Genomic DNA, 383 nt, shown 5'->3' with positions numbered 1-383 from the left:
GGATGAATCTACCTTAATCCAAGAATTTCACCTCTGTCGTTTGAATACAAATGCCCCCGACTGTCCCTATTAATCATTATGTCGAGTCCCGAAAACCAACAAAATAGGATCGACATCCTATTCTATTATTCCATGCACGAATATTCAGGCGTAACAGCCTGCTTTGAGCACTCTAATTTTTTCAAAGTAAACCTGCTGGCATCCAGAGACACTCGATTAAGAGCACCCCTAAACCTCCAGCAAAAGCACGGCCTACAGAGCAGTCTATCAAGCAGATAACCGCTCCAAGGCCGTTGAGATCCAACTACGAGCTTTTTAACCACAACAACTTTAATATACGCTATTGGAGCTGGAATTACCGCTAGTATGCCAGGAATTACTAC

The 383-nt window shown here is 43.1% G+C and carries 1 protein-coding gene; it reads right to left on the bottom strand.

Translation table 11 applies throughout. The features are described from left to right. Positions 1 to 125 precede the first annotated feature (125 nt). Positions 126 to 383 (bottom strand): hypothetical protein (locus tag CIL05_RS22500; protein ID WP_439144858.1); only part of this gene is annotated, 258 nt, incomplete at its 5' end.

The sequence above is a fragment of the Virgibacillus profundi genome, from assembly GCF_002287375.1.
In the GTDB taxonomy this organism is placed as follows: domain Bacteria; phylum Bacillota; class Bacilli; order Bacillales; family Amphibacillaceae; genus Virgibacillus_K; species Virgibacillus_K profundi.
Note: the sequence above shows the minus strand (reverse complement) of the source record. Positions and strands in the feature narration are given on the sequence as shown.